The organism is Pseudomonas sp. B21-009 (assembly GCF_024749345.1).
GTDB lineage: Bacteria > Pseudomonadota > Gammaproteobacteria > Pseudomonadales > Pseudomonadaceae > Aquipseudomonas.
Genome location: NZ_CP087199.1, coordinates 1,399,207 through 1,419,224 on the forward strand (window position 1 = coordinate 1,399,207; position 20,018 = coordinate 1,419,224).

The window sequence follows — 20,018 nt, forward strand, 5'->3', positions numbered from 1 at the left end:
AGGCTTTTACCCGTAATGACCCAAGAACACGCCCAGCAGCCTTCGCAGTCGCCGCCACTGATCTCGGTCGTCGCTCCTTGCTACAACGCCGAGAAGTACCTTGAGGCCGCGCTGCAGAGCATCTTTGCCCAGGATTACCCCAACTTCGAGGTGATCATTGTCGACGATGGCTCGACGGACAACAGCCTTGCCATGCTCCGGGCGCTGCAGGACACCTACGCTTTCACCCTGCTGACCCAGCACAATCAGGGCGTCAGTGCCACGCTGAACAATGGCCTCAAGCATGCCCGGGGCGTGTATGTGTCCACTCCGGACCTGGACGACATCATGCTCCCGCATTCGCTCAGCGTCAGGGCCAGGTACCTGGACGAGCACCCCGAGGTCGGCTGCGTCGGCGCCCTGATCGCCTACATGGACAGCGATGGCGCCGAAACCAAGACCCAGCAGCGCACCGAGGTAAAGACCTTCAGCTTCGACCAGATCGTCCGCGAGGCAGTGGTCATCGGTGCGCCGGGCGCGTTGTACCGCATGCAGGCGATGCGCGCGGCGCAATTCTACGACCCGGCGATCAAGGTCCAGGATTTCCAGATCACCCTCAGGATCGCCAGCAAGGGCTACCAGATTCACGAGTTGCCGGTATGCGTGACGCGCTATCGCCGCCACCCCAACAACCTGTCGCGAAAGTTCAAGGTCCTGCTGGATGCCGATATGCTGGCGATGGCGCCCTTCAAAACGCATCCCGGGTATCAGCAGGGCAGGACGGTGTTGATCAACAAGGCATTGAAGTATGCGGTGGTCGCCGACAAGAAATTTGCCTGGCAACTGTTGCGCTCGATCCCGCTACGCCATTACAACCGCACCACATTCAAACGCCTGAAGCGCCTCGTACTGCACCGTTGATCAGCAAGGACCCCTTTGTGAAGTTATTCGACCTCTTGAAACAGCGGCGTGAGCGCAAACGACTGCGCTCGATGGACAAGCTTGAGCGTGCGGCAGAAAAGATCAGGCTGCGTTACCCACGTTATAGCGTCGGGGTAGGCACCTACGGGATTCCGGAAGTTGTTGAGTTCGGTGACGATACAGTGCTGAAGATCGGTTCCTACACCTCGATCGCAGCGGGCGTACAGATACTGCTCGGCGGTGAGCACCGTACCGACTGGCTGACCACTTACCCGTTCCCGGCCATGGTCGATGCCGTCAAGGACATCAAGGACTATGCGCCGAGCAAGGGCGATGTGGTGATCGGCAGCGACTGCTGGATCTGCACCAACGCGGTGATCCTCTCGGGCGTGACCATCGGCCATGGCGCGATTGTCGCCGCCGGTGCGCTGGTGACCCGCGATGTGCCGCCGTTTGCGGTGGTCGGCGGCAACCCGTGCAAGCAGATCAGGTGGCGGTTTGACGAAGAGGTGCGCAACACCTTGCTCGAAGCGGCCTGGTGGGACTGGCCCATGGATGAAGTCAAAGCTGTCTCGCGGATGCTCAGCAGCTCGGACCTTGATAGCTTTCTTGCCTACATCAAGGCCCGTAACGGCTGACAGTCAGTTGAACAGGCGCTGGCGCAGCGCGTCGATGCGTTCGGCTTCGGCCAGGTAGTCGGCGGCACTGAGGTTGCTGTACAACGTGCCGGCCTTGATCCGCTTGGCATCGCGCCGCTGCTGCTCGGCGCGTTCGAGCAAGGCCTTTTGCAAGGCACTGGCACTGTCCGGCGAGGCTTCAAGCAGTGGCCGGGCCATGGCCTCGGCGCTGTCCAGGTGGTCCTGGGCGATGGCGCTGAGCACCGCACTGGGCTCAGTTATCGCCCCCAGGCCCAGCAAACGCTTGGCCAGCGCCGGCGTTACCTGCGCAGCGCCCACCAGCAGCGTATCGGCTTGCACCGGCATGCCCTGGTCGAGCAACCAGCTGGCAGCTTCCAGGTGCCCATGCTGCAGGCAGCATTCCAGGCTGGCGCCGTGTCCGCGCAGCACTTCTCTCAGGTCGCAGCCGGCCTTGCGCAGGGCTGCCAGGCGCTCGATATCGCCATGGCTGGCCGCATCGAGCAGCGCCAGTTGGCGCAGGCGTGGTTGTCCGGCGAGGCTGCCGTCAGCCAGTGCCGGGCGCCAGTCCAGTACTCGTTCGCGTAGCAAGGTCTCAAGCCGCGCCTTGAGCGTCACGCCCGACTCACCGGCTGCTTCCAGTTCATCCAGCGCTTCGAGCAGTTCGCTGGCGCTGCTGTACTCGGCCTGCGGGTCGAACGGGTCTTGTTCATAGGCCAGCAGGTGGAACAGCCCGGCGATGTCGTCGGCGATGCGTGCCAGGCTGTCCTGGTGCAGGCTGCCGGCCCAGGCTGGCGGCAGCCCGCGGCTCCAGGCGATCACCGCGCCATGGTTGGGGCCCGGGGTGACGCACACGTACAAGCGTTCCAGATATTCGAATCCGCCGAACGGCAGGTAGTCGAGCTTGCCGTTCCAGGGGCGGCCGTGTTCCCGGGCGGCTTCTTCGGCTTGCTCCTGTTCGTGCTCGATCCAGCCCCAGAGGTCGCGGTAGCCGTCACTATCCGGGTAGAACAGCTCGCTGAAGGAGAACGGGTGGCGGTGGCCGTCGTAAACCACTTCCAGGTCATAGCCGACGCGACCGCCCAGGCAGGTCTGCCACAGCTGCAACAGCCCTGCGGGTAGCGGGCCGCTCAGTTGGGCTTCGATCCGCGCCAGGGTGGCGGCGTCGATTGCAGGTTGAGTATCGAAGATCACGCAGCCTTCGAACAGGGCCAGGTGGTGGTCCTGCAACAGCTGATGTTCGGCGGGGGAGAGTTCCATTCGTGGTCCACCTTCGGATTGGGCCGCAGACTCTAGCACGCGGCGAAACCCTCATTGTATTGCCCGCAAGCCTCACGCCGAATTGATCTAAACGCCAGGAGTGAGAGGGGTAAAATGGTATCGACGCTGTAGCGCAGGAGTCATGGCAATGAAATCCTTCAGCACACTCGCGTTCACCACGGCACTGGCTGCGTTGCTGTTGGCCTGGCCGGCCCAGCACGTTCAGGCCGCGCAGTACCAGGAGCCGATCGACATGTCCGGGGTCAAGTTGCAACCCCAGGAGCAGAATGGCGTGAGCTATGTCAGCGGCGGAATCGGCATCGATGAGTCGCGGGCCATTCAGCAAGTCCAGGGCTATAACTTGCATCTGACCTTCTCGACCGGCCCCGAGAACAAGTATGTGCCGGATGTCGACCTGGCGATCCAGGGCGGGCAGGGGCAAACCTTGCTGCAACTGAGCCAGGTCGGGCCGATGGTCTACGTCAAGCTGCCGCCGGGTCATTACAACCTGGTGGCCTCGCGTAATGGCGTGCAGCAACTGGGCGCCGTCAACCTGGTTCCCGGCCAGACCGGCACGGTGAACCTGCACTGGCCGCAGGACAACTGAGCCGTGCCGGCACGCGGTTGACCAGCAGTATGCCGCTGATCAGCAGCGTGCCACCGGCCAGCATGGCACCGCTCAGTTGCTCGCCCAGCAAAAGGGCGCCAGCGACCACGGCGGTCAGCGGGTTGAGGGCAATGAAACTGCCGGCCCGGGTGGCGCCGATCCTGGCGATGGCGTCGTAATACAGCACGTACGCCAGCGCCGAACCCAGTGCCCCCAGGTACCCCAGGCTGAGTAACTCGGGCGCCGACAGTGCGTGCAATGCGCTGATGCTCAGGCTGCCATTGAGCAGGGCGTGGACGCTGAGCATCGCTGCCCCGGCGAACACCGCATAGGTCACCGTGTGCAGCGCGCCGAGCTGTTTCACCAGGCCGCTGCAGCAGACACTGAAGATCACCCAGCTCAGCACGCAGCCGAAGATCAAGCCATCGCCGAGCCAGCTGCCCTGGCCAATCGCTGCGGGCGCCCGGGCCAGCACCACCCAGCCCGCGCCCAGCAGGCACAGGGCGACGCCGAGCAACTGTGTGCGGCCCAGGCGCTGCCTGAAACACAGGTAGGCCATGATCGCCATGACCGCAGGGTTGCTCGCCACGATCAGCGAAGCCCGGGAGGCATCGGTGTACTGCAGGCCATGGAAGAAGAACAGCGTATAGGCATAGATGCCGGCAAACCCCAGGCCGGCGACTTGCACGGCCTGGGTCTTGCTCAGCCGGACAAAACCCTTTTTCGACACCCGCAGGATGATCGCCAGCACCAGGCTGGCCAGGGCAAAGCGCAGGCTGCCGAGCAGCAGCGGATCGATACCGCAGGCCACGGCGCGACCGGCAACGAAGGTGCCGCCCCAGATCATCGCGACCAGCGCAAGTTTCAGGTAGGTGCAAAACTGAGACGGCATGGTGGGCCCCGGCTGACGGCGGACAGGTGATGCGCCATACTTGTCCGAATGCCGACTCATAGGGAAATGAGCAATCGCTCATGGGCTTTCGATGACTTTGACCCAGCTGGAAATCTTCGCCGTGGTCGCTGCGCGCAAAGGCTTCACCCTTGCCGCGGCGCAACTGAAAATCTCCCAATCAGGGGTGTCTCACGCCATCCGCGCCCTGGAGCAAGAGCTTGGCGTGGCCCTGTTCGAGCGCCAGCAGGGGCAGATCGAGCTGAGCGATATTGGCAGCCGCCTGCTGCCGCGGGCCCAGGCCATGCTCGGCCTGGCCGAAACCCTGCGCCAGGAAGCCCACGATGCCCGTGGCATGAAGCAGGGTACGCTGCGCATCGGCTCGTTCGGGCCGACAGCGTCGGTGCGCTTGCTGCCGGCGTTTCTCGCTGCCTACCGCCAGGCGTACCCCGGTATCGAGGTGCATGTCGACGAAGGTCCGGACCGCCAGGTGCTGCACTGGCTGCAGGAGCGGCGCATCGATGTCGGCTTCGTGGTGCTGCCTGAAGAGCAGTTCGACAGCTACCCGCTGCTGGAGGACCAGATGGTTGCGCTGCTGCCCGCCGATCATGCGCTGGCGCAGCTCGCTTCAGTGACGCTCAAGCAACTGTGCCTGGACCCCTTCGTATTGACCGAGGCCGGTTCAGCCGAGATCGTCTCGCGGCTGTTTCTTGCCGCCAGGCTGCAACCCCGCATTCGCTACCGCACCTCGCAACTGCTCAGCACCCTGGAGATGGTTGCCCGTGGTGACGGCGTGAGCATCGTCGCGCAATCGTCCTTGCCGTTGCCCACGAGCCTGGCTTATGTGCAGCGCCCGCTCGATCCGCCGGTCAAGCGGATGGTGGGGCTGGCGGTGGTCGATGAGCGCATCATCTCGCCCGCGACCCGGGCTTTTATCGAACTTGCACGGACATTGCCGCGTAACGCTGCGGACTGATTTATAGTAGCGCCCTCGTCAACGGCGTCTCCGGGAAAAGGAAGTGGTGTGTTTTTCAGGTTTGTTCTGATCGCCGTAATGCTGGCGATGTCTGCATGCAGTTCGCATTCCCCAAGCCCCGGTAGCTCCGCCAACAAAGTCGTGGCCGGCACCTACAAGGTCAAGCGCGGCGATACCCTGTACTCGATTGCCTCGCGCCATGGCTGGAACTTCAAGGAACTGGCGCGCTACAACGGCATCAGTGCGCCCTACGCGGTGAATGTCGGCCAGACCATCCGCTTCGGCGGCTCGAAGAGCACCACGCGCACCACCGGCACTGGCAGCAAGGCCCGGCCCGTGGCGCCGGCCACCAAGGTCACCCTGCGCGGCTGGGCGTGGCCGCTGCAGGGCACGCTGATCCGCCGCTATTCCTCTGCCGACAAGCTCAACAAGGGCATCCGCATCGCCGCCACCCCGGGCCAGCCGGTGTACGCCAGCCTTGCCGGCAAGGTCGCGTTCGCGACCAACATCCGCGGCTACGGCAACCTGATCATCCTCCAGCACGGCACTGCCCATGCCAGCGTCTACGGCCACAACAGCAAGTTGCTGGTCAAGGAAGGCCAGAGCGTCAGCAAGGGCCAGAAGATTGCCGAAGCCGGCGATCTGGATACCGACCGCGTGCAGCTGTACTTCGAAATCCGCCAGAACGGCAAGCCGATCGATCCGCTGAGCGTGTTGCCGGCCAGCTGAGGATGCTCAAGGCGTCGCTTGCAGGTAGTGGGCGATGATCTTCACGCTCAGTTGCAGACGTTGCTCGATGTCCTCGCTGGCCGGGGTATAGGCCGGCATGCTGACCGCCTTGAGAAACAGGTCGGCCTTGAGCATCTCCAGAAACTGGCAAGCAACCAGGCTGAGGGTTTGCCGGTCGGCCTGGATACCGTGCAGTTGCCCCAGGCGCTCGGCCAGCAACTGGTAGCTGCGCTCGGGGCCCAGGGTGTAGAAGTGCTCGCCGATCTGCGGAAAACGCGGCGCTTCGGCCACGATCAAGCGATACAGGCCGATGCTTCTGGGCGCCAGCAGGCCGTGCAGAAAGCGGCGCCCGTAGTGTTCGAGCACGCGTTCAAGCGAGTCGTGTGCGGCGCTGCCGGGGTCTGGGGCAACGAAGATCTCTTCGATCATTCGTTCAATCACTGCGGCAAACAAACCTTCCTTGCCGCCGAAGCTGCTGTACAGCGTCCCGCGTGAGCCGCCGGCCAGGTCGATGATCATGTCCAGGGTGGCGCCTTCAAAACCGTGCTCGATAAACGTCCGGGTGGCCGCCTCGATCAATGCGTGGCGGCGCTGAAGCCCGCGAGCGGTGAGGCGCGGGCTGGCCTTCCTGGGGTTTTCGCAGTCAGTACTCATGGTTGCTTGTCCGTCACTTAACGAGAACAAATCTCGTTTGGGTTGATCTTTGCTGAAAGAAGTGTATCGTACAGTACAGTATTAAATCGAGGTGTACGATGATGCTCAACCAATGGGTTCTGTTCGATGCCGGTGAGTTTCCGCTGGTTCACGTCAAGTCCATGCCTGCCAATCTCGACGAGGTAGAGCGCTGGATTGTCGAGGTCGAAGCGTTGCTGACGCGCAACCGTGAGTTTGTCCTGGTCTATCCGCCCATGCCGCCAGCGGCCGAGGATGACCTGCAGGCGCGCAAGCGTCTGGTGCTGTGGCTCAAGGGCCAGCGCCAGTGGCTGGCGTCGTGGTGCCGGGGCATGGTCCTGACGGCAACCGGGCAGCCGGGCAACCTTGCCGAACTGACCGGCCTGGCACCGGTACTGGCAGCAGTTTATGGCGTGCCGGTGCACGCCGTCCCCGGGGCGGCGCTGGCCCATAACCTGGCCTTGAGCTTGTTGACCACAGGGCGGGCAACGCAGCAGCCGCCCAATTGAGTCGGCCGCAAGCGCACAGGAGGAAAAAAGGTGATTGCCAGGGGTGGGCGCTGACTAGCCCAGCACCTCGCGCAGCCGGTACCAGAACATCCCCAACGCCAGCAACGGCGAGCGCAGGGCCTTGCCGCCGGGGAAGGTCAGGTGCGGCACCGCGCTGAACACATCCAGGCCCTGGCTGTGCCCGGCGTGAATGGCCTCGGCCAGCAGCCGCGCGGTCCAGTGGGTGACGTTCAGGCCATGGCCGCTGTAGCCCTGGGCATAGAACACGTTCGGGTGCTGTTGCAGGCGGCCGACCTGGGGGAAGCGATTGGCGGTGATGCCGATCTTGCCGCCCCACTGGAAGTCGATGCGGGTATTGGCCAGTTGCGGGAACACCTTGAGCATCTTCGGTTTCATGTAGGCAGCGATATCCGCAGGGTCGCGCCCGGAGTAGTGGCAGGCACCACCGAACAGCAGGCGGCGGTCGGCCGACAGCCGGTAATAGTCGAGGCCAACCTTCTGGTCGCACAGCGACAGGTTCTGCGGAATCAGCTGCTCGGCCTGCGCCTGGGACAGCGGCTCGGTGGCGATGATGTAGCTGCCGGCGGGCAATACCTTGCCGCTCAGGCGCGGCTCCAGTTCATCCAGGTGCGCGTTGCAGGCCAGCACCAGGCTGCCGGCGCGCACCGTACCGTGCCGGGTGCGTACCTGCGCAGTGGCGCCATGGCTGATTTCCAGCACCGGGCTCTGTTCGAAGATGCGCACGCCGAGAGTCTCGGCCACGCGTGCCTCGCCCAGCACCAGGTTGAGCGGATGCAGGTGGCCCGAGCCGCGGTCGATCAGGCCGCCGGCATACAGGTCGGAGGCGACCACCTGATGCATCTGCTCAGGCCCGATCAATTGCGTTTCATGCTGATAATTCTGCTCGGCCAGGCTTTGCTGCTCGGCACGCAAGGCGGCGAACTGCGCCGGGGTGTTGGCCAGTTCGCAAAAGCCCCAGCGCAGGTCGCAATCGATGCCGTGGGTGCGGACGCGCTCGGCCACCACCTCGACCGATTCGATGCCGGCGCGTTGCAGGTACTTCACCCCCTCCTGGCCAACGTAGCGGGCAAAGCCCTCGACCTCATGGCCGATACCGCGGATCAGCTGGCCGCCGTTGCGCCCGCTGGCGCCCCAGCCGATGCGCCGGGCTTCGAGGAGGATCACCGAGAGCCCGCGCTGGGCCAGTTCGATGGCGCAGTTGACCCCGGTAAAACCGCCGCCGATCACGCAGACATCGGCCTGCAGATCGGCGCCCAGGGCAGGGTAGGGCGCCAGGTCATGGGCGGTGGCGCTGTAGTAGGAGCGGGCGTGTTCAGGGCTGTACTGGTTCATTTGTTCGACTTCACTTTGCTCCAGGAGCGGGTCATCAGGCGCATGATCGCCGGCGTCGGGGTGCTGGACACATACAGCTTGTCGAGCACCGCTTGCGGTGGGTAGACCTCGGGGTTGTTGACCAGCTCCGCGTCCATGTACTGCTTGGCCGGCGGGTTGGCGTTGGCGTAGCCGACCACGCCGCTGACCTTGGCGATCACTTTCGGGTCGAGCAGGTAGTTGATGAAGGCGTAGGCCGCTTTCGGGTTGCTGGCGTCGGAAGGAATCGCCAGCAGGTCGAACCACAGGTTGCTGCCTTCCTTGGGAATGGCGTAGGCGATGTTCACGCCGTTGTTGGCTTCCTTGGCGCGGTTGGCGGCCTGGAACACGTCGCCCGAATAGCCGAAGGCCACGCAGATATCGCCGTTGGCCAGGTCCGAGACATATTTGGACGAGTGGAAATAGGTGATGTAGGGGCGCAGGGTCAGCAGTTTGGCCTCGGCCGCCTTGTAGTCTTCAGGCTTTTCGCTGCGCGGATCCTTGCCCATGTAGTTGAGGATGGCCGGGAACAGTTCGTCGGCCGAGTCCATGAACGACACGCCGCACTGGCTGAGCTTTTTCAGGTTCTCGGGCTCGAACATTACTGCCCAGGAATCGATGTGGTCGACGCCCAGCACCTGCTTGACCTTGTCGACGTTGTAGCCGATGCCGTTGGTGCCCCACAGGTAGGGCACCGAGTGCAGGTTGTCGGCGTCGTTCTCCTGGAGGAACTTGAGCAGCACCGGGTCGAGGTTCTTCCAGTTCGGCAACTGCTCGCGGTCCAGTTTCAGAAAGGCCCCGGCTTTGACCTGACGGGCCAGGAAGTGGTTGGAAGGCACGACCACGTCGTAGCCGGTGCGACCGGCGAGCAACTTGCCTTCCAGGGTTTCGTTGGAGTCGAACACGTCGTAGATGACCTTGATACCGGTGCTGCCCTGAAAATCCGCCAGGGTGGTTTCACCGATGTAGTCGGTCCAGTTGTACACGCTGACACTGGGCTGGGCCTGGGCCACGGCGCTGACCAGCAGCGCCAGGGTTGCAGTTACGACTGTTTTCATGGGACGCATATCGACACCTTTTCGAATTGTTGTTTTCGATACTTGTTACAAGCTCGGGCTCAGACGCTGAGCAGCAGGAATTCGCGCTCCCAGGAGCTGATCACCCGTTTGAAGTTCTCGTGCTCGGCACGCTTGACCGCCACGTAGCCGCGGACGAACTTGCTGCCCAGGTACTGCTCGATGGTCGGGCAGTCTTCCATGTGCGCCAGGGCGTCTTCGATGGTGATCGGCAGGCGCAGGTTGCGCCGCTCGTAGGCGCGGCCCTGGACCGGAGCGCTGGGGTTGATCTTCTCGACCATGCCCAGGTAGCCGCACAGCAGGCTGGCGGCAATCGCCAGGTAAGGGTTGGCATCGGCGCCGGGCAGGCGGTTTTCCACGCGCATCGCCTCGGGGCTCGAGGTCGGTACGCGCAGGCCCACGGTGCGGTTCTCTTCGCCCCATTCGACGTTCACCGGCGCCGAGGTGTCGGGCAGGAAACGGCGGAACGAGTTGACGTTGGGGGCGAACATCGGCAGCACTTTGGGGATGTACTTTTGCAAGCCGCCGATGTGATGCAGAAACAGCTCGCTCATTTGCCCGTTGTCGTCGACGAAGATCGGCTTGCCGGTGGCGATGTCGACCACACTCTGGTGCAGGTGCATGGCGCTGCCCGGCTCGTCGCCCACTGGCTTGGCCATGAAGGTGGCGGTGACGTTGTGCTTGAGCGCCGCCTCGCGCATGGTGCGCTTGAACACGGTGATCTGGTCGGCAAGGTCGAGGGCGTCGCCGTGACGGAAGTTGATTTCCATCTGCGCCGGGCCGTCTTCGTGGATCAGCGTGTCGAGGTCCAGGCCCTGGGCTTCGCACCAGTCATAGACGTCTTCGAACAGCGGGTCGAATTCGTTGGCGGCATCGATCGAGAACGACTGGCGGCCGCTTTCGGCCCGGCCCGAACGGCCCAGTGGCGCCTGCAGCGGCAAGTCCGGGTCTTCGCAGCGCTGGGTCAGGTAGAACTCCATCTCCGGGGCGACGATGGGCTGCCAGCCCTTGTCGGTGTAGAGCTTGAGGACTTTCTTGAGCACGTTGCGCGGCGACAGCTCGATCGGGTTACCTTGCTTGTCGAAGGTGTCGTGGATCACCACGGCGGTCGGCTCGATGGCCCATGGCACCACGTACACCGCCGCCGAATCCGGGCGGCAGACCATGTCGATGTCGGCCGGATCGAGCAGGTCGTAGTAGATGTCGTCGTCGACAAAGTCCCCGGTTACCGTTTGCAGAAGCACACTTTCCGGCAGGCGCATGCCTCGTTCATGCAGGAACTTGTTGGTCGGTGCGATCTTGCCGCGGGCGATACCGGTCAGATCACTGACCACGCACTCGACTTCGGTAATCTTGTGTTCTTTCAGCCACGCAGACAGCTGATCGAAAGGGGCATTCATAAAGACCTCGTTGTTGGTTTTATCCACGCCAGGACCGGCAGTTGCGACCGGCTTGCCACCCAAGCGGCTTCCCCTGTAGCGCGTTGAGGTCTATCTTGGGTGACGCTTGCGCATTCGATCTATCCACTTTCAGCAAGACTAAAATGCACCAAAAGAGTGCATAAAGAGCAGCTCATGACAGCGTCAACGCCTTTGCGGGTTCAAGCTTTCAACACCGCCGATGTCACCGAACAGGTCCGTGCCACCCCGGGCTGGACCCAGCATTACCAACAGATGTCTCCCGGGCATTTCGCCGGCCAGCTGCGCTGCCTCGACCTGCAGGGCGTGGAGATCTACGAGGAGTGCATGAACACCCGGGTCGAGCAGAATTTCAGTGCGCCGGCCGGCTCCCTGGCGTTTTGTTTCGACCGCAACGATCACAGTCTTTACGTGCTCAATGGCGAAAGCCGCAACATCTGGATCACCCCGGAGAACTACCAGGAAGTGGCCGTGGTGTTCGGCCCGGAATTCGTCCAGCGCCACAGCCTGGACATCGCCCGCCTCGACGGGCTGTTCATGGCGCCGTTGAACTCGATGCAGAACGAGCTGTTCAGCCGCTGGCTGAGCGGCACCCTCACGCGCATCTCGCAGACCATCGACCCGCCAAGCCAGGACGCATTGGCCGCGCAGTTGCTGGAAGACTGCCTGTTCATCCTCGATAACGCGTGTATCTGCCTCGATCGCGGGGCGTTGTGGCGGCGTACCGAAGAGCGCGCAATCATGCGCAAGGTTGGCGAATGGGCGGCAGATTGCCCGGAAGAAACCCTCAATCTGCTTGAGCTTTCGCAGGTTGCCGGGGTGTCCCTGCGCCAGCTGCAGCACGCCTTCAAGACCTTCACCGGCATGGCCCCGGCGCAGTGGCTGCGCTTGCGCCGGCTCAACAGTGCACGGCGTGAATTGCTCAGTTGCACGCCCAGCGATACCACCGTCGCCGAAGTGGCCATGCATTGGTCGTTCTGGCACCTGGGACGGTTTTCCGACAGCTACCGCAAGCTGTTCAAGGAGCTGCCCAGCGAGACCCTGAAGCGCGTGGCGCTGTCAGTCAGATAGCCAGCAGTGGTAATGTTCGACCTACTAAATGAAGTCGATAGCCTGGAAAGACCATGCCAAGAGCCTCCCACCAAGACCTGCGTCGCGCGTTCCGCCAACTGCTTGCCTCACCTGCCTGCTACCACACCGCCTCCGTTTTCGACCCGATGTCGGCGCGCATTGCCGCTGACCTGGGCTTCGAGGTGGGGATCCTCGGCGGTTCGGTGGCCTCCCTGCAGGTGCTGGCCGCCCCTGACTTTGCCCTGATCAGCCTGAGCGAATTCGCCGAGCAGGCGACGCGGATCGGCCGGGTGGCGCAACTGCCGGTAATTGCCGACGCCGACCACGGCTATGGCAACGCGCTCAACGTGATGCGGACGGTGACCGAGCTTGAGCGTGCCGGGATTGCCGCGCTGACCATCGAGGACACCCTGCTGCCGGCCCAGTTCGGGCGCAAGTCCACCGACCTGATCAGCATCGCCGAAGGCGTCGGCAAGATCCGTGCGGCGCTGGAGGCGCGGGTTGACCCGGAGCTGTCGATCATTGCCCGCACCAACGCGGCGCTGATTGCCACCGAAGAAGTCATCGCCCGCACTGTGGCCTACCAGAACGCCGGCGCAGACGCCTTGTGCATTGTCGGTATCCGCGACTTCGAACACCTGGAGCAGATTGCCACGCACCTGAGCGTGCCGCTGATGCTGGTCACCTACGGCAACCCGCAACTGCATGATGATGCGCGCCTGGCCGAGCTGGGCGTGCGCATTGCCGTCGATGGTCATGGCGCCTACTTTGCCGCGATCAAGGCCACCTACGACTGCCTGCGCGAGCAGCGCGGCATCACCTGCAGCACCTCGGACCTGAGCGCCACCGAACTCACCCATACCTACACGCAACCGGACGACTACATCGTCTGGGCCCGCGAGTACATGGACGTCAACGAATAGGCCGCAAGGCTTAGTCAACGCAACAACTCTCTACAAATGGAAGCGAAACAATTCATGAAGAAATCTACAGGCGTACTCGGCCTCGCAGTGGCAGTGGCAGCGGTGTGCACCGCGGGTGCCTGGTACACCGGCAAGCAACTGCCAGGCGTGCTGGCAACCACCATCGCCGAATCCAACGCCCAGACCAAGCAGGCGCTGGTGGGTATGGACACCCTCGTGGAGCTTGAGCTGGTATCGCTGGACAGCCATCTGTTCAGCAGTACCGCCAAATACCGCCTCAAGGTAAAAAACCTGCAGGTTGGCGAAGACAGCAAAAGCTTCGAGCTGAATTTTGTCGACCAGATCGAACACGGGCCGTTGCCGCTGTCGCGGGTCAAGGCGCTGAAGCTGATGCCGGTCATGGCAGCCAGTCATTACAGCCTGGAAAAAGACGCGGCCACCGCCGACTGGTTCGCCCTGACCAAAGACGTTTCGCCGCTGCAAGGCCAGGTTGCCTACGGTTACGATCGCTCGATGGACAGCGCTTTCCAGGTGGCGCCGATCGAGTGGAGCAAGGACGGCTCGTCGCTGAAGTTCTCCGGCTTTGAAGTCACTGGCCACGGCAACGAAGGCGCCGAACACGTGCAGCTCACCGGCCAGTCGGGCGGCCTGAGCCTGAACCTGGTCGACCCTGACAGCAAAGTGCTGAAAGTCGAGATCAAGGGCCTGAGCCTGACCGGCGACATGACCAAGACGCCGTTCGGCTTCTATGTCGGCAAGATGGATATGGCCGTGGATGATACGGTCGCCACCTTCGGCGATGAGCAAAAGGTCCTGAAGCTCAAGGGCCTGGCGCAGAACAACGAGTACAAGAACGACGGCGACAAGCTCTCGGCACGCATGGAATACAAGGTTGGCGACATCAACTTTGACGGCAAGGCCATCGGTGCCGGCGAGATGGTCTGGAGCCTCAAACGTCTCGACATCCCGGCCATGCAGGCACTGATCGGCTGGTACCAGAGCCGCCTGCCTGAGTTCCAGCAGGCCGCTGCCGAAGGTGCAGGCATGCCGGACCTGGCGATGACCGAGGCTGAAACGGCCCAGGTGCGCAGCGATGTGCAGCGCCTGCTGGCAGCCAAGCCGCAGATCGCCCTGGAGAATCTGTCGTTCAAGACTGCCAATGGCGAAAGCCGTTTCAGCTTCAGCGTCGACCTGGCCAACCCGACCTCCCTGGAGCTGCCGCCCGAGGAGTTGTCCAAGCAGTTGATCACCCAACTGCAGAGCAAGATGTCGCTGTCCAAGCCGATGATCGGTGACCTGGCGACCCTGCAGGCTCAGTTCGAAGGCCAGACCGATGCTGCCATTGTTGCCCAGCAAGCGGCCCAGGCCGGGGAAATGGTCAGCATGATGGCGGTGCAGAGCCAGATGGCCAAGGTCGAGGGCAATGACATTGTTACCTCGCTGCACTATGCCGATGGCATGGTCGACTTCAACGGCCAGAAGATGACCGTTGAGCAGTTCGCCAGCGTGATCATGGCCAACGCCAGCGCAATGCAGGCGACCGGCGGTTGATGTTCAGGCCCGGGGCGCCCGCCCCGGGCTTGTTTCACTAAAAAAACCTTTTGAATTCATTCGATTATCTGTAGCCTTCGGCATCCTATAAAAACCCGAGGCCGCAGCTGGTCCGTGGTTCTGTGCGCAAGGCTGTTTTGCCCTGCCTGTGGAGCCTGTAGCCGATTTGCCAGGGCTCGGTGATACACTCGACTTACGCGCTCAAGCGCCTGCAGGTCCAGCGATCATGACCCAGATTTCCGAACGCCTTCTCGTCCAGGCTCACCTCGATGCCAAGCAGCCCACGCCGCTGACGCCCGAGCAAGAGGCCGACTACCGCGCCGCCATTGCCGCCGAACTCAAGGCGCAAAATGCGGTGCTGGTTGCCCACTACTATTGCGACCCGGTGATCCAGGCCCTGGCCGAGGAAACCGGTGGCTGCGTGTCCGACTCGCTGGAAATGGCCCGCTTCGGCAAGAACCACGCGGCCTCGACCGTGGTGGTCGCCGGGGTGCGCTTCATGGGCGAGACGGCCAAGATCCTCACTCCGGAAAAGCGCGTGCTGATGCCGACCCTCGAGGCGACCTGCTCGCTCGATCTCGGCTGCCCGGTAGATGAGTTCTCGGCGTTCTGCGACAAGCACCCCGAGCGCACCGTGGTGGTGTATGCCAACACCTCGGCGGCGGTCAAGGCCCGCGCCGACTGGGTAGTGACCTCAAGCTGCGCGCTGGAAATCGTCGAAAGCCTGATGGACAACGGCGAGACCATCATCTGGGGCCCGGACCAGCACCTGGGTCGCTATATCCAGAAACAGACCGGCGCCGACATGCTGCTGTGGGACGGTGCCTGCATCGTCCACGAAGAGTTCAAGTCGCGCCAACTGGCCGACATGAAGGCGCTGTACCCGGAGGCGGCAATCCTGGTGCATCCGGAGTCGCCCGAGGCGGTGATCGACCTGGCCGACGCAGTGGGCTCCACCAGCCAGCTGATTGCTGCGGCGCAGACCCTGCCGAACAAGACCTTCATCGTCGCCACCGACCGCGGCATCTTCTACAAGATGCAGCAGCTGTGCCCCGACAAGATCTTCATCGAAGCGCCTACCGCCGGTAACGGCGCGGCCTGCCGCAGCTGCGCGCATTGCCCGTGGATGGCGATGAATACCCTGGAGCGCACCTTGCAGTGCCTGCGGGAAGGCACTAACGAGATTTTCGTTGAGCCGGCGTTGATCCCCCAGGCGATCAAGCCGCTCAAGCGTATGCTCGACTTCACCCAGGCAGCGCGGATGAAGTTGTCCGGTAACGCCTGACGACGCCTTCGCGGGGCAAGCCCGCTCCTACCGTAGGAGCGGGCTTGCCCCGCGATGCTTAGCGCATCATGTCCTTGACCATCCGCTGTTGCTCCATCAGCTCGCGCTGACGCGCATCGATCTTCGACGCCAGGACGAAGTTGTTGCCGGCGCGCTGCTTGGCGTAGTCGAGCTGCTGCAGGGCCTGGTCGAAGTCGCCCACCAGGGCAAAGTATTCGGCGCGGGCCTGGTGCAGGCCGATGGTGTTGCCCGAAAGGCCACGTACTTCCGCCACGTCATACCAGACATCCGGGTCTTCAGGACGGTTCTTGAGTAGCGCATCCAGCGCCTTCTCTGCCTCGGCAGGGCGGTTCTGCTTGAGCAGCAGGTCGATGCGCGCCTGTTGCAGCGGGTAGTTGGCCGGGTACAGGCTGCGCATCCGCTCGACCCGTTGCTGGGCATCGGGCAGGCGGTTGTTGGTGATGTCCAGGTCGATCTGCGCCAGGTTGTAGGTGATGTCGTTGGGCGCCTTGGCCAGCAGCGGCTTGAGGTTCTCGCGCGCCTCGTTCAGGCGCCCGCCCTTGATCTGCGCCAGCGCCAGGCCGTAGCGGGCGGCGTCCATCTGCGGGTTTTCGTCGAGCTGGGCCTGGAAGCGCTTGGCGGCAAGGCCGGGGGTGCCTTCGTAGATCAGCGCCACCCGGGCACGAATCAGCTGGTAGCGCATGCTGTCTTCGGTGCCACCCTTGGGCGCCTGTTCGGCGCGGTTGCGGGTGTCGGCGATGCGCGATTCGGTAACCGGGTGAGTCAGGAGGAATTCCGGCGGCTTGGCGTCGTAGCGGTACTGGCGCATCAGGCGCTCGAACATGGTCGGCATGTTGCGCGGATCATAGCCGGCCTTCTCAAGGTTGAGGATACCGATGCGGTCGGCTTCCTGTTCGTTCTGTCGCGAGAAGCGCCGCTGCTCCTGGATGGCGGCCGCCTGGGTGCCGGCAATTGCGGCAATACCGGCATCACCGGCACCTGCCGCGGCGGCGACGATGCCGATCAGCAGCGCGCCCATCATCGGCAACTGCATGCGCTGCTGAGCCTCGACGCCGCGGGCGAAGTGGCGTTGCGACAAGTGCGCCAGTTCGTGGGCCAGTACCGAGGCGTATTCGCCTTCGGTCTGGGCATTGAGGAACAGCCCGCCGTTGACCCCGACGATCCCGCCGGGGGCGGCAAAGGCGTTGAGTTCGCGGCTGTCGATGAGGATGAACTCCAGGCGCCGGTCCTGCAACTGGCTGGTTTCGGCCAGGCGGTAGACGCTGGTTTCGACGTAATCCTTGAGCTGGGGATCGTTCAGTTGGTTGACATTGCCCCGCAGCAGGCTGAGCCAGGCGCGGCCCAGCTGGTGTTCCTGTTGCGGGGAGACAATGGCAGAACTGGCGTCGCCGAGTGACGGCAGGTCGTCGGCATGGCTGGGGAGCGCCATCAAACAGGCCAGCGTCAGCAGGGTAGGGCGCAGAAAATTCATGCACGAAGCTCTGGTCGACAAAGAACCTTACTGTAGCCCGCTCGCACGTTGGCGACCAGTGGCGGTATCCTACCGGGCTTGTTCAAAATGCTACCTGTGCCCGCATTCCTGCCTGGAGACCCCCATGAGCGAGACCCCGACCCATGACGCCGAACTCGACGCCAGCGGGCTGAACTGCCCGCTGCCGCTGCTCAAGGCGAAGATGGAGCTCAATCGCCTGGCCACTGGCGCGGTGCTCAAGGTGATTGCCACCGACGCCGGTTCCCAGCGCGACTTTCGCACTTTTGCCCGATTGGCCGGTCATACGCTGCTGCTCGAAGAGGCCGAGGCCGGTGTTTACACCTACTGGCTGAAGAAGGCCTGAGTTTTTTCTGTTAAAGGATCGTCAATGTTCAAGGTGCTTCGCGACTGGATGCAGCGCTACTTCTCCGATGAAGAAGCGGTGGTGCTGGCGGTCTTGCTGTTTCTGGCGTTCACCGCCGTCCTGACCCTCGGTGGCATGCTTGCGCCGGTGCTGGCGGGGATGGTTCTGGCGTTCCTGATGCAAGGCCTGGTCAACGCCCTGGAGCGCCTGCGGGTGCCCACGCGCTATGCGGTCGGGCTGGTGTTCATGCTGTTCATGGGCGCCCTGGCGGTGTTCCTGCTGGTGCTGGTGCCGCTGCTCTGGCACCAGCTGATCACCCTGTTCAACGAACTGCCGGGCATGCTCGGCAAGTGGCAGTCGCTGTTGTTGCTGTTGCCCGAGCGCTACCCGCACCTGGTCTCCGACGAGCAGGTGCTGCAGGCCATCGAGGTGATGCGCGGCGAGATCGGCAAGTTCGGCCAGTGGGCGCTGACCTTCTCGCTGTCGAGCCTGCCGCTGCTGGTCAACATCATGATCTACCTGGTGCTGGTGCCGATCCTGGTGTTCTTCTTTCTCAAGGACCGCGAGCAGATCGCCGATTGGGTCAGTGGCTACCTGCCCAAGGAGCGGGCGCTGATGACCCGGGTGGCCGAAGAAATGAACCGGCAGATCGCCAACTACATTCGCGGCAAGGGCATCGAGATTCTGATCTGTGGCGTGGCCACCTACATCGCCTTCATCAGCCTGGGGCTCAACTATGCGGCGTTGCTGGCCCTGCTGGTCGGCCTGTCGGTGGTGGTGCCCTACGTCGGCGCGGTGGTGGTGACCGTACCGGTAACCCTGATTGCGCTGTTCCAGTGGGGTTGGGGCGATCAGTTCATCTACCTGGTGGCGGTGTACGCGATCATTCAGGCCCTGGACGGCAACGTGCTGGTGCCGCTGCTGTTCTCCGAGGCGGTGAGCCTGCACCCGGTGGCGATCATCTGCGCGGTGCTGCTGTTTGGCGGGCTGTGGGGGTTCTGGGGGATCTTCTTTGCCATCCCCCTGGCGACCCTGTTCAAGGCCGTGCTGGATGCCTGGCCGCGGCGAGAGCCGGTGGTGGCGCCGCTGCTCTAAAAGCATCGCGGGGCAAGCCCGCTCCCACAGTGAGTGAAAGAACCTGTGGGAGCGGGCTTGCCCCGCGATTGGCTTATATTGCGTTCAGCGTCTGCGCCTCAGCCAGTACGGCATCGACATGCCCTGGCACCTTCACCCCACGCCAGGCCTTGCGCAGCACGCCGTCCTTGTCGATCAGGAAGGTGCTGCGGTCCACGCCCAGGTATTCCTTGCCGTAGAGTTTCTTCAGCTTGATCACGTCGAACAGCTGGCACAGGGCTTCGTCCTTGTCGCTGATCAGCTCGAAGGGGAAGGCCTGCTTGGCCTTGAAGTTCTCGTGGGACTTGATGCCATCACGCGATACGCCGAACACCTGGGTGTTGGCCGCTGCAAAGGCTGCATGCTGGTCACGGAAACCCTGGCCTTCGGTGGTGCACCCCGGGGTGCTGTCCTTGGGATAGAAGTACAGCACCACCTGCTGGCCTTTAAGCCCGGCCAGGCTGACGGTCTGGCCGCTGGTGGCCTGGGCCTCAAAATGGGCGACGGGTTGGTCGAGTTCAACGGCCATGAAAAGCTTCCTTACATCGGGTTCTGTGGGCGCCACGGTTCGATCAGCGCATCCAGGTTCAGCGCATCGGAGAAGTCCAGGAACTGGTCACGCAGCCAGCTGATCTGGGTACCTGCCGGCAGGGTCACGGTAAAGGTGGCGTTGAGCATGGTGCCGCCGGTCTGCGGGGCCTGGTAGGTGTCGCAGGTGAGGTTCTCCAGCTCCACATGGTGGTCGATGAAGAACTGGCACAGCTCGTTGATGATGTCCGGGCGGTAGGCGGCGCTGACATAGGCCACGTACGGCAGCGACAGCGGGCGCACTTCGAGCTCGGCGCTGCGCACCACGTTGACGGTGAAGGTGTGCTTCTTGGCCAGGCCCGGCAGGGCGCCTTCGAAGCGCGCCAGGGCGTCCCAGCTGCCGGCGACCTGCAGGACCAGGGCACTGCACTCGCCGTGGCGGGTCAGGCGCGAGGTGACGACCGAGCAACGATTGTCGTTGCTGGCCCGGCACAGGATGTTGGTCAGTTCCATGGGATTGGCACCCAGGGCGCTGATGACAAGGAATTGTTCGCGAACGGTGGGGGTGGACATGCAGCATTCCTAAAGCGATGAGCGGTCGGTACCTGACGTGGCAAAAAGGCCGGTAGGCAGGCGCCCGGGGCTCAGG

General features: G+C 63.3%; 21 protein-coding genes. 12 read left to right on the plus strand and 9 right to left on the minus strand.

Features of this window, described 5'->3' with window-relative positions:
- Positions 1–15 precede the first annotated feature (15 nt).
- Together LOY34_RS06405 and LOY34_RS06410 are read left to right on the plus strand one after the other, a co-directional pair.
- A complete protein-coding gene (locus tag LOY34_RS06405) occupies positions 16–900 on the plus strand; it encodes a glycosyltransferase family 2 protein (RefSeq protein WP_093386460.1) in 885 nt (294 codons plus the stop codon).
- Between the two features lie 17 nt (positions 901–917).
- Positions 918–1,538 (plus strand): CatB-related O-acetyltransferase, encoded by a 621-nt coding sequence (locus LOY34_RS06410; protein WP_045193528.1) that lies wholly within the window; start codon positions 918–920, stop codon positions 1,536–1,538.
- A 3-nt stretch (positions 1,539–1,541) separates the two neighbouring features.
- Here LOY34_RS06410 and LOY34_RS06415 read toward each other — a convergent pair whose 3' ends face one another.
- Entirely contained in the window at positions 1,542–2,795 is a 1,254-nt protein-coding gene (locus tag LOY34_RS06415; RefSeq protein WP_195885861.1) for an ankyrin repeat domain-containing protein, read from the minus strand.
- Between the two features lie 148 nt (positions 2,796–2,943).
- On the opposite strand from LOY34_RS06415, the gene LOY34_RS06420 reads away from it, so the two are divergent.
- The gene (locus LOY34_RS06420) at positions 2,944–3,402 is read left to right on the plus strand and encodes a carboxypeptidase regulatory-like domain-containing protein (protein ID WP_123565829.1); all 459 of its coding nucleotides are present in this window, start codon (positions 2,944–2,946) and stop codon (positions 3,400–3,402) included.
- Here the strand turns inward: LOY34_RS06420 and LOY34_RS06425 are convergent.
- On the minus strand, positions 3,344–4,294 hold the full coding sequence (locus LOY34_RS06425) for a DMT family transporter (RefSeq protein ID WP_195885862.1): 951 nt from the start codon (positions 4,292–4,294) through the stop codon (positions 3,344–3,346). The two genes, LOY34_RS06420 and LOY34_RS06425, sit on opposite strands and share 59 nt — an antisense overlap.
- 91 nt (positions 4,295–4,385) lie before the next feature.
- On the opposite strand from LOY34_RS06425, the gene LOY34_RS06430 reads away from it, so the two are divergent.
- Together LOY34_RS06430 and LOY34_RS06435 are read left to right on the plus strand one after the other, a co-directional pair.
- Positions 4,386–5,267, plus strand: a complete 882-nt coding sequence (locus LOY34_RS06430; RefSeq protein WP_195885863.1) for a LysR family transcriptional regulator — start codon at positions 4,386–4,388, stop codon at positions 5,265–5,267.
- 48 nt (positions 5,268–5,315) lie between these two features.
- Positions 5,316–5,996: a peptidoglycan DD-metalloendopeptidase family protein gene (locus tag LOY34_RS06435; RefSeq protein WP_195885864.1), complete on the plus strand. Its 681-nt coding sequence runs from the start codon at positions 5,316–5,318 to the stop codon at positions 5,994–5,996.
- Between the two features lie 6 nt (positions 5,997–6,002).
- Here LOY34_RS06435 and LOY34_RS06440 read toward each other — a convergent pair whose 3' ends face one another.
- On the minus strand, positions 6,003–6,650 hold the full coding sequence (locus LOY34_RS06440) for a TetR/AcrR family transcriptional regulator (protein ID WP_093386431.1): 648 nt from the start codon (positions 6,648–6,650) through the stop codon (positions 6,003–6,005).
- 101 nt (positions 6,651–6,751) lie between these two features.
- Between LOY34_RS06440 and LOY34_RS06445 the strand changes: the two genes are divergently transcribed.
- Positions 6,752–7,177, plus strand: coding sequence for a hypothetical protein (locus LOY34_RS06445; RefSeq protein WP_195885865.1), 426 nt, complete (start codon positions 6,752–6,754; stop codon positions 7,175–7,177).
- A gap of 54 nt (positions 7,178–7,231) precedes the next feature.
- On the opposite strand, the gene LOY34_RS06450 is transcribed toward LOY34_RS06445, so the two are convergent.
- The 3 genes from LOY34_RS06450 to LOY34_RS06460 are packed head-to-tail and all read right to left on the minus strand — an operon-like array spanning position 7,232 to position 11,024.
- A complete protein-coding gene (locus LOY34_RS06450; protein WP_195885866.1) occupies positions 7,232–8,530 on the minus strand; it encodes an FAD-binding oxidoreductase in 1,299 nt (432 codons plus the stop codon).
- Complete coding sequence (locus LOY34_RS06455; RefSeq protein WP_195885867.1) at positions 8,527–9,615, minus strand: polyamine ABC transporter substrate-binding protein; 1,089 nt, start codon at positions 9,613–9,615, stop codon at positions 8,527–8,529. Before LOY34_RS06455 ends, LOY34_RS06450 begins: the two co-directional genes overlap by 4 nt.
- A gap of 50 nt (positions 9,616–9,665) precedes the next feature.
- A complete protein-coding gene (locus LOY34_RS06460) occupies positions 9,666–11,024 on the minus strand; it encodes a glutamine synthetase family protein (RefSeq protein WP_045193707.1) in 1,359 nt (452 codons plus the stop codon).
- Between the two features lie 174 nt (positions 11,025–11,198).
- Here LOY34_RS06460 and LOY34_RS06465 point away from each other — a divergent pair, with 174 nt between their 5' ends.
- From LOY34_RS06465 to nadA, 4 genes are all read left to right on the plus strand, one after another.
- Positions 11,199–12,113: a helix-turn-helix domain-containing protein gene (locus LOY34_RS06465; RefSeq protein WP_045193518.1), complete on the plus strand. Its 915-nt coding sequence runs from the start codon at positions 11,199–11,201 to the stop codon at positions 12,111–12,113.
- Between the two features lie 53 nt (positions 12,114–12,166).
- A complete protein-coding gene (locus LOY34_RS06470) occupies positions 12,167–13,036 on the plus strand; it encodes an oxaloacetate decarboxylase (RefSeq protein WP_195885868.1) in 870 nt (289 codons plus the stop codon).
- A gap of 54 nt (positions 13,037–13,090) precedes the next feature.
- Positions 13,091–14,587 (plus strand): YdgA family protein, encoded by a 1,497-nt coding sequence (locus LOY34_RS06475; RefSeq protein ID WP_195885869.1) that lies wholly within the window; start codon positions 13,091–13,093, stop codon positions 14,585–14,587.
- A 226-nt stretch (positions 14,588–14,813) separates the two neighbouring features.
- Complete coding sequence (gene nadA, locus LOY34_RS06480) at positions 14,814–15,872, plus strand: quinolinate synthase NadA (RefSeq protein ID WP_258664392.1); 1,059 nt, start codon at positions 14,814–14,816, stop codon at positions 15,870–15,872.
- 58 nt (positions 15,873–15,930) lie between these two features.
- Here the strand turns inward: nadA and LOY34_RS06485 are convergent, their stop codons facing one another.
- Entirely contained in the window at positions 15,931–17,364 is a 1,434-nt protein-coding gene (locus LOY34_RS06485) for a M48 family metalloprotease (RefSeq protein ID WP_045193514.1), read from the minus strand.
- Positions 17,365–17,488: 124 nt separating this feature from the next.
- Here LOY34_RS06485 and LOY34_RS06490 point away from each other — a divergent pair, with 124 nt between their 5' ends.
- Both LOY34_RS06490 and LOY34_RS06495 read left to right on the plus strand, forming a co-directional pair.
- Positions 17,489–17,728, plus strand: coding sequence for a sulfurtransferase TusA family protein (locus tag LOY34_RS06490; RefSeq protein WP_045193512.1), 240 nt, complete (start codon positions 17,489–17,491; stop codon positions 17,726–17,728).
- Between the two features lie 24 nt (positions 17,729–17,752).
- The gene (locus LOY34_RS06495; RefSeq protein ID WP_258664396.1) at positions 17,753–18,823 is read left to right on the plus strand and encodes an AI-2E family transporter; all 1,071 of its coding nucleotides are present in this window, start codon (positions 17,753–17,755) and stop codon (positions 18,821–18,823) included.
- 73 nt (positions 18,824–18,896) lie between these two features.
- Here the strand turns inward: LOY34_RS06495 and LOY34_RS06500 are convergent, their stop codons facing one another.
- Positions 18,897–19,370 carry a peroxiredoxin gene (locus LOY34_RS06500; protein ID WP_195885871.1) on the minus strand — a complete coding sequence of 158 codons (474 nt, stop codon included), beginning with the start codon at positions 19,368–19,370 and terminating at the stop codon, positions 18,897–18,899.
- An 11-nt stretch (positions 19,371–19,381) separates the two neighbouring features.
- The gene (locus tag LOY34_RS06505) at positions 19,382–19,942 is read right to left on the minus strand and encodes a glycine cleavage system protein R (protein ID WP_038996628.1); all 561 of its coding nucleotides are present in this window, start codon (positions 19,940–19,942) and stop codon (positions 19,382–19,384) included.
- Between the last annotated feature and the right edge of the window lie 76 nt (positions 19,943–20,018).

Excerpts from the sequence above, each read along its gene's own strand:
- LOY34_RS06405 (WP_093386460.1), top strand. The coding sequence starts at position 16 with ATGACCCAAGAACACGCCCAGCAGCCTTCGCAGTCGCCGCCACTGATC.
- LOY34_RS06415 (WP_195885861.1), bottom strand. The coding sequence starts at position 2,795 with ATGGAACTCTCCCCCGCCGAACATCAGCTGTTGCAGGACCACCACCTG.
- LOY34_RS06420 (WP_123565829.1), top strand. The coding sequence starts at position 2,944 with ATGAAATCCTTCAGCACACTCGCGTTCACCACGGCACTGGCTGCGTTG.
- LOY34_RS06425 (WP_195885862.1), bottom strand. The coding sequence starts at position 4,294 with ATGCCGTCTCAGTTTTGCACCTACCTGAAACTTGCGCTGGTCGCGATG.
- LOY34_RS06430 (WP_195885863.1), top strand. The coding sequence starts at position 4,386 with ATGACTTTGACCCAGCTGGAAATCTTCGCCGTGGTCGCTGCGCGCAAA.
- LOY34_RS06440 (WP_093386431.1), bottom strand. The coding sequence starts at position 6,650 with ATGAGTACTGACTGCGAAAACCCCAGGAAGGCCAGCCCGCGCCTCACC.
- LOY34_RS06445 (WP_195885865.1), top strand. The coding sequence starts at position 6,752 with ATGCTCAACCAATGGGTTCTGTTCGATGCCGGTGAGTTTCCGCTGGTT.
- LOY34_RS06450 (WP_195885866.1), bottom strand. The coding sequence starts at position 8,530 with ATGAACCAGTACAGCCCTGAACACGCCCGCTCCTACTACAGCGCCACC.
- LOY34_RS06455 (WP_195885867.1), bottom strand. The coding sequence starts at position 9,615 with ATGCGTCCCATGAAAACAGTCGTAACTGCAACCCTGGCGCTGCTGGTC.
- LOY34_RS06460 (WP_045193707.1), bottom strand. The coding sequence starts at position 11,024 with ATGAATGCCCCTTTCGATCAGCTGTCTGCGTGGCTGAAAGAACACAAG.
- LOY34_RS06465 (WP_045193518.1), top strand. The coding sequence starts at position 11,199 with ATGACAGCGTCAACGCCTTTGCGGGTTCAAGCTTTCAACACCGCCGAT.
- LOY34_RS06470 (WP_195885868.1), top strand. The coding sequence starts at position 12,167 with ATGCCAAGAGCCTCCCACCAAGACCTGCGTCGCGCGTTCCGCCAACTG.
- LOY34_RS06475 (WP_195885869.1), top strand. The coding sequence starts at position 13,091 with ATGAAGAAATCTACAGGCGTACTCGGCCTCGCAGTGGCAGTGGCAGCG.
- nadA (WP_258664392.1), top strand. The coding sequence starts at position 14,814 with ATGACCCAGATTTCCGAACGCCTTCTCGTCCAGGCTCACCTCGATGCC.
- LOY34_RS06485 (WP_045193514.1), bottom strand. The coding sequence starts at position 17,364 with ATGAATTTTCTGCGCCCTACCCTGCTGACGCTGGCCTGTTTGATGGCG.
- LOY34_RS06490 (WP_045193512.1), top strand. The coding sequence starts at position 17,489 with ATGAGCGAGACCCCGACCCATGACGCCGAACTCGACGCCAGCGGGCTG.
- LOY34_RS06495 (WP_258664396.1), top strand. The coding sequence starts at position 17,753 with ATGTTCAAGGTGCTTCGCGACTGGATGCAGCGCTACTTCTCCGATGAA.
- LOY34_RS06500 (WP_195885871.1), bottom strand. The coding sequence starts at position 19,370 with ATGGCCGTTGAACTCGACCAACCCGTCGCCCATTTTGAGGCCCAGGCC.
- LOY34_RS06505 (WP_038996628.1), bottom strand. The coding sequence starts at position 19,942 with ATGTCCACCCCCACCGTTCGCGAACAATTCCTTGTCATCAGCGCCCTG.